Origin of the sequence: Stagnihabitans tardus (assembly GCF_009925085.1) — a bacterium.
GTDB classification, from domain to species: Bacteria; Pseudomonadota; Alphaproteobacteria; order Rhodobacterales; family Rhodobacteraceae; genus Stagnihabitans; species Stagnihabitans tardus.
The window spans coordinates 1-633 of record NZ_JAABNR010000094.1 but is presented as its reverse complement, the minus strand read 5'-3'; the positions used below and the strand labels follow the sequence as shown (position 1 = coordinate 633).

Genomic DNA, 633 nt, shown 5'->3' with positions numbered 1-633 from the left:
GTGTGAGGCCCACCCATGGCCCTATCTTCTTCGAAGAGGTGAAGCGGGCAGGATCATCGACCGCTGATCGGAAAGTTAGTCCTACGACAGCACCGATCCCGGGCATTGACATCAGCCGACGACAAACCGGGTCATCCTGAGCCAACTGACGGACGCGACGCCCCAACCCGGCCAACTCATGCCGCAAGGACGACCGGGCCCGGAGCATCGGTACTGTCGCCGCTTCGAGCAAGGGATTGCCAGCAGCCAGTTCCTGGATGCGCAATTCGAACCGGCCGCGGGATATGGTTCCGACCTTGAGCCCGAAGTTCCGCAGCAGCCCGCGCAATGACAGTTCCAAAGCGATCATACTCTACTGGACGGCCTTGCGAGCGCCAAGAACGGCCCGAACCTCTTGGGCTGAGACGGACTTGCAATGGACCGGCCGGAACCAGCCAAGGTGGAGAAGGCGCGCAAGCCCCTGGGCATCTCGCCGATCCGTCTTGATCGGCATTGCCTTCAGCGCCCCCTTCACCTGCCGAGTTTCCATAAGCACGGCGTCAAGTCCAGCCTGGGTCAGCCCGCGGTGCAACCATTGCGACAAGGGACCGGCTTCCAGACCGATGGCAGCGATGGTGCCGTCGAGGTCCCCCA

1 pseudogene is annotated in these 633 nt (G+C 62.7%); it reads right to left on the bottom strand.

The features are described 5' to 3' along the window. Window positions 1-633, bottom strand: a pseudogene (locus tag GV832_RS21755) (transposase); the annotation flags it as partial.